The sequence below is a fragment of the Cupriavidus sp. GW821-FHT07C08 genome (genome assembly GCF_059419025.1).
The window spans coordinates 124469-130468 of the sequence record NZ_JBWKQZ010000024.1 but is presented as its reverse complement, the minus strand read 5'-3'; the positions used below and the strand labels follow the sequence as shown (position 1 = coordinate 130468).

Annotated in this window: 6 protein-coding genes and 1 pseudogene; 2 read left to right on the top strand and 5 right to left on the bottom strand. The window is 69.0% G+C overall.

The features are described from left to right. Both AC07UK_RS26565 and AC07UK_RS26560 read left to right on the top strand, forming a co-directional pair. A pseudogene (locus AC07UK_RS26565) lies at positions 1-334 on the top strand (RNA-guided endonuclease IscB); the annotation flags it as partial. Next, positions 331-891 (top strand): nucleoside 2-deoxyribosyltransferase, encoded by a 561-nt coding sequence (locus AC07UK_RS26560; RefSeq protein ID WP_436220946.1) that lies wholly within the window; start codon positions 331-333, stop codon positions 889-891. The pseudogene AC07UK_RS26565 and the gene AC07UK_RS26560, both read left to right, overlap by 4 nt. On the opposite strand, the gene AC07UK_RS26555 is transcribed toward AC07UK_RS26560, so the two are convergent. From AC07UK_RS26555 to AC07UK_RS26535, 5 genes are read right to left on the bottom strand one after another with little or no spacing between them, the layout of a single operon-like run. Next, the gene (locus tag AC07UK_RS26555; protein WP_494686810.1) at positions 888-1493 is read right to left on the bottom strand and encodes a PqiC family protein; all 606 of its coding nucleotides are present in this window, start codon (positions 1491-1493) and stop codon (positions 888-890) included. The two genes, AC07UK_RS26560 and AC07UK_RS26555, sit on opposite strands and share 4 nt — an antisense overlap. After that, complete coding sequence (locus tag AC07UK_RS26550) at positions 1490-3145, bottom strand: PqiB family protein (RefSeq protein WP_494686809.1); 1656 nt, start codon at positions 3143-3145, stop codon at positions 1490-1492. Before AC07UK_RS26550 ends, AC07UK_RS26555 begins: the two co-directional genes overlap by 4 nt. Then, on the bottom strand, positions 3132-3884 hold the full coding sequence (locus AC07UK_RS26545) for a paraquat-inducible protein A (protein ID WP_436220949.1): 753 nt from the start codon (positions 3882-3884) through the stop codon (positions 3132-3134). Before AC07UK_RS26545 ends, AC07UK_RS26550 begins: the two co-directional genes overlap by 14 nt. Next, positions 3881-4570, bottom strand: a complete 690-nt coding sequence (locus tag AC07UK_RS26540) for a paraquat-inducible protein A (RefSeq protein ID WP_494686808.1) — start codon at positions 4568-4570, stop codon at positions 3881-3883. Before AC07UK_RS26540 ends, AC07UK_RS26545 begins: the two co-directional genes overlap by 4 nt. Next, entirely contained in the window at positions 4570-5727 is a 1158-nt protein-coding gene (locus AC07UK_RS26535; protein WP_436220951.1) for an AI-2E family transporter, read from the bottom strand. Before AC07UK_RS26535 ends, AC07UK_RS26540 begins: the two co-directional genes overlap by 1 nt. Between the last annotated feature and the right edge of the window lie 273 nt (positions 5728-6000).

Genomic DNA, 6000 nt, shown 5'->3' with positions numbered 1-6000 from the left:
CGGCTTCCCGCGCGGCTATCTCATGCGAAGCAAGCGCGCATTCGGCTTCCAGACTGGCGATATGGTCAAGGCCATCGTTCCCGCTGGGAAGAGGGCGGGAACTCACGTCGGTCGTGTCGCCATCCGAGCAACTGGCTCCTTCAACATCCAGACTGCATCCGGGGCGGTGCAGGACATTTCCTACAAGCACTGCAAACTGATGCAACGCGGCGACGGCTATGGTTACTCACTCATAGCGCTCACACTTAAGGAAAGCGAGGACAGGGGCGACGCTTTGCGTCGTGCGCTATCCCTCCCCAGCCTGAAGGCCGAGGTTTCTCGCGCAAACGGATGAAAACCATCTACCTGGCTGGCTTCGACGTCTTTCGCAAGGATGCGCGCGCCTGGGGCGAGCACCTCAAGGCGCTGTGCGCAGCGCACGGCTTCAGCGGCCTGTATCCCCTCGACAAATCCGCGCCCGATGGCCTGTCGGGTGCCGACACCGCGCGCTGGATCTACGACGCCAATCTTGCGCTGCTGCGGCGCGCCGACATGGTGATGGCCAACCTCGACGATTTCCGCGGACCGGGCGAACCGGATTCCGGCACGGCGTTCGAGGTGGGCTTCGCGGTGGCGCTGCAGAAGCCGGTCTGGGCCTACAGCGCGGATGCGGGCACGCTGCGCGAGCGCGTCACCGTGGCCACCGACGAGGACGGCGCGCCGCTGGATGCGCGCGGCTTCGTGGTGGAGGATTTCGGGCTGGGCCAGAACCTGATGCTGGCGTGTTCGGCGAAGCTGGTGCACGGTGGGGCGGCCGAGTGCCTGGCGGCGATGGCCGAGGCGATTCACCGGCGGGCCGCTGAAGCCGCCGCGCGCCGCGAGCGCGACACGGCGGCGTGGGGCGACGACTAAGGGCGCAGCGACTGCACCCCGGCCGCGATATCGGCCGCCGTGCTGGCGACGATCTCGCGGTACGCCGCCACGACGCCATCGACCGCGCCGGGCGCCGGCAGCTCTGCCTGGGTGCGGCCGCTGACCACCTTGCCGTCCGGCAGCCGCCGCACGGTCCAGTTGATGGTGGCGCCGGCACGCTGGCCCACGTCGGCATCCAGGCGCAGCACTTCCGTGGTGATCCGGTACAGCGGCTGCACGTCCGACATCCCCTGCTGGTAGGTGTCGACCGCGCCCAGCGTGGCCTGCAGGCGTTGCGACAAGGCATCGCGCAGCTCGTCGGGCAGCGGCGCGGACCAGCGCGCCAGGTCCAGCAGGCGCAGGCCGGCGTCGCCGCCATCGCGCACCACCAGTTGCGGGCGGTTGAGGCGCTCCGGCACGCGCACCGGAGCGACTTCCAGCCATAGCGTGTTGGTCGATGCCGGCGTCGTCGTGGCCGGCAGCGGCGCGGCCGCGCCCTGCGCCAGCGTGTAGTAGCGCGGCTCGGGCGAGGCGCACCCGGCCAGCACGGCCGCGGCCAGGGCGCCGGCGAGGAGGCTGGTGAGAGTAAGGCGCTTCATCATTCTTGCTCCGGCTTGCCGCGCAGCAGCGCTTCAGGGTGGCGTTCGAGGTAATCGGTCAGCGTGCGCAGCGACGTGGCGGTGCGCGTAAGCTCCTGCAGCATGCGGCGCGTGTCCTGCTGCAGCGGCGCGTCCGAGGCCAGCGTGCCGTTGGCCGCGGTCAGGGTCTTGCGCGCGTCCTGCAGCGCGGCCAGCACCTGTGGTGCAACGTCGCCGTTGAGCTGCTGCACCAGCTTGTCGGCGGTTGCCAGCGTCTTGTTCAGGCTGGCCACCGTGCTGCGCAGGTCCTGACCGATCTGGTCGAACGGCACTTTGTCGATGCGGTTGACGATGTCGCCTACCTGCGCCTGGATCTGGTCGAAGGTGCCTGGGGTAGTGGCGAACTCAGGAATCGGCGCGTCCAGGTCGACCTTGGCCGGCGGCGCCTTCGGGAAGAAGTCGAGCGCCACGTAGAGCTGGCCGGTGAGCAGGTTGCCGGTGCGCAACTGTGCGCGCATGCCACGCTGCAGCAGGCCCTGGATGATCTTGCGCGCGCGCTCGCGGTCTTCGACATCGCGTTCGCGGAAGCCCATGCGCGACGGGTACAGCTCCACCACCACGGGCATGCGGAACGCCTTCTTGTCGCGCTGGTACTCGATGCCGATCGAACGCACCTGGCCCACGATCACGCCGCGGAAGTCCACCGGTGCACCCGGCGACAGCCCGCGCACGGACTGGTCGAAATTGAGCACCGCCAGCGTGGGCGCCAGTTCTTCCGGCTCCTTCATCGCCTCGGCCTGGTCGTTGGCCAGCAGGAACTGCGTGTTCTCGGCCGCGGCGTCGGTGGCGGTGGTGTGGTCCGGCGCCTGGAAGGCGACGCCGCCCAGCAGCACTGTCACCAGCGACTGCGTCGACAGCTTGAGCCCGCCGGCATCGAGCTTCAGGTCGACGCCGCTGGCATGCCAGAAGCGCGTGTCGGCGGTGACCAGCTTGTCATAGGGTTTGTTGACGAACACGCGCAGCGTGAGGTCGCGCCCGTTGGGATCAAGCTGGTAAGCCACCACCTGGCCCACCAGCACGCGCCGGTAGTAGACCGGCGAGCCGATATCGAGCGAGCCCAGCTCGGAGGCGCGCAGCACGAACTGCTTGCCGGAGGCATCGGTGGTGACCGCCGGTGGCACTTCCAGCCCCTTGAAGTCGCGCGCGGATTCCTGCGACTTGCCCGCGTCCACGCCGATATAGGCGCCCGACAGCAGCGTCTCCAGCCCGGACACGCCGCTGGCCGCAAAGCGCGGGCGCACCACCCAGAAGCGGGTGTCGGCCACGGCGAAGTTCTCGGCGTCCTTGGTCAGGTCGATCGACGCCACCACGTGCGAGCGGTCGCGCGCCAGCCGCACCGACTTGACCAGCCCGATGTCGACGTCCTTGTAGCGTACCGCGGTCTTGCCGGGCGTCAGGCCTTCGGCGGTGCGGAAGGTGACGGTGATCTCCGGCCCGCGCGAGGTCAGCGTATGCACCAGCAGCGAGATGCCGACCGCCGCGGCCACGATCGGGATCAGCCAGACCAGCGAGGGCAGCCAGCGCGCGCGGCGCCGGCGTTCGGGCCGCGGCAGGCCCGGCGGTGCCGGCGGGGGCGAACCCGCGGGCGTGGTGGCTTGGTTGTCAGTGTCGGGCATTGTCGTCTTCCAGCGAATCCCACAGCAGGCGCGGATCGAAGCTGAGCGAGGCCAGCATGGTCATGACCACGACCGCGCCGAAGGCCATGGCGCCGCCGCCGGGGATGATGGTGGCCAGCGCCCCGGCCCGCACCAGCGAGGCCAGCAGCGCCACCACGAAAATATCGAGCATCGACCAGCGGCCGATCACCTCTACCAGCCCGTACAGCCGGGTCTGCTGCCGGATCCGCCAGGTCGAGCGGAAATGCACGGACAGCAGCAGGAAGGTGAGGATCACCATCTTCAGCAGCGGCACGATGATGCTGGCGATCAGCACCAGCCCGGCCAGCATGTGCGAGCCGGACAGCCACAGGTAGATCACGCCGGACAGGATGGTGTCCTGCTGCGTGCCGAGGATGGACTGCGTCACCATCACCGGCAGCACGTTGGCCGGAATATAGAGGATAAAGGCGGCCAGCAGGAAAGCCCAGGTGCGCGCCAGGCTGTCGGGCTTGCGATGGTGCAGGGTGGCGCCGCAGCGCGGGCAGGGCTCGCCCTCCAGTGTGCGCGGGCTGACCAGGTCGCAGGCGTGGCACGACAGCAGGCCCAGCCGGCTGGCGGTCGGGACCTGCGGCAGCGGGTTGCGCTCGTCGTCGTCGGTGAGTTCGGCCACCACCTCGCGCGCCAGCTGGCGCGGGCGGGCAAGGCGGCCGCCCGGCTGGCGGGGACGCTGCGTCGGCCGTTGCGGCTGGCCTGTCATCGGCTTTCCTCGCCCGCAGCCGCGGCGTTGTCATCGGGTGTTTCCAGCTGGCGCCACAGGTCGCGCGGATCGAACGACAGCATCGCCGCCAGCACGATCACCAGCGCCGCGAACGACCACAGCGCGACGCCGGGCAGCACGCGCGCCATGCTGGACAGCTTTACCAGCGTCACCAGCACGCCGATCATGAAGACTTCGATCATGCCCCAGGGCCGGGTCTGGCGGATGCCGCGCACGATGCGGTCGAAGCCGGCGGGCATGCGGTGCTGCGCCATCGGCACCAGCAGGTAGGCCATCATCAGCATTTCAGCCAGCGGGAACAGGATGGTGGTGGCGAACACCAGTGCCGCCACCAGCCCCATCTTGTCGGTGTACAGGGCCTGCACCGCGCCCAGCAGCGTGGTCTGGGTGCGGACCCCCTGCAGGTCCATCTCGACGATCGGGTAGGCGTTGGAGACCAGGAACAGGATCAGCGCGGTGATCACCAGCGGCAGCAGCCGTTGATACTGGCGGCGGCTTTCGCGGTAGAGCTCGCCGCCGCAGCGCAGGCACAGCGCGCGCTCGCCGGGCGAGACCGGCGTGCGTTCGTAGACCGCGTCACAGTATTCGCACGCCACCAGCCGGTGCAGCATGGCCGGCGAGAGGTCGGGGGTGGCGGGCGCGCCGGGCGCGTCGTGTCCTGCCATCAGCCGGGGTGCTTGCCGGTCGTGGCCGGCGGGACGTCGGGGTTGTCGACCACGGCCGGCGCCGGCGGCGGGGCCGCCAGTGCCTCGCCCTGCTTCAGGTCCTGCTTTAGCTCTGCCTGCGAGCCGATGGTCCAGTCGCGCAGCAGCGCATAGGCCACGGCCAGCAGCGTCGGGCCGATGAACACGCCCAGGAAGCCGAACGCCAGCGCGCCGCCAAGTACCCCCAGCATGATCCAAATCAGCGGCATGCCGGTGCCCTTGCTGATCAGCAGCGGCTTGACGATGTTGTCAGCCATGCTGACCACGCCCACTCCCCATATCACCAGGAAGACGGCCCAGCCGGTGGCGCCGGTGTGGTACAGCCACAGCGCGGCCGGCAGCCACACCAGCGGCGGGCCGACCGGGATCACCGACAGGAAGAAGGTCACGAAGCCCAGGATGGCCGCTCCCGGCACGCCCGCGATCCACAGGCCGACGCCGGCCAGCACCGCCTGGATGAAGGCCGTGCCCAGCACGCCGTAGACCACGCCCTTGACGGTGCTGCCGGCCAGCTCCAGCAGGTGGTCGGCGCGCTCGCCGGCGATGCGGTGCATGCCCGCGCGCAGCCAGGCAATGGCGAACTCGCCGCCGGTGTAGAAGAAGAACGCCAGGATGATGGACAGTGCCAGCTGGCCCAGCCCGGCGCCGATCGACAGCCCGGCGCCCAGCAGCACGTGGCCAACCGGGGCGATCAGCTTGCGCAGGTTGGCCACCATCTCGGAATCGGCATTGATGACGCTGTTCCAGGAATTCTGCAGGTAGGAGCCGACATAGGGCAGGCTGCTCAGCCAGGCGGGCAGTTGCGGGATGCCGTGTTCCATATAGCGGTCGACCAGCGCGGACAGCTCGTCCAGGTGCGCCGAGAAGCTGGCGCCGGCGTAGACGAACGGACCCAGCACCACCACGGTGGCGAGCAGCACGCAGATCAGCGCCGCCAGGCTGCGCCGGTTGCCCAGCCAGCGGGACAGTACCGTGTAGGGGTACCACGAACTGAAGGCCAGGATCGCGCCCCACAGCAGCGCGGTGGTAAACGGCGCGAGCACCAGCAGCGAGCCGCCGATCAGCACGATCAGCGCGAAGACGGCTGCGATTTTCTCAATTAACTGGCCGGAACTCATGGATGGATCTCCCTTGGTCCCGCCGGTGTGACGGGAACGGCGTAAATATAGCTTACGTTGGGTGGGGTGATGCGGAAGGGGGATGGTGGGTTAGTCGTCACTATGGCGGTGGGCCGCTGGGTGCGGCGTGTTCGCCCTGATGGGGGCACAGTGCCATAGGTTTGTGAAGGTGGATAGCGGGTGGGGTGTTTGGCTTTTCGACAGGGGGGCGGTATGTGGCGCTTGGTGGGCGTGGGCTGTTTCGCCGGCGTAGCCGGCGAGTCACTTTTTGTC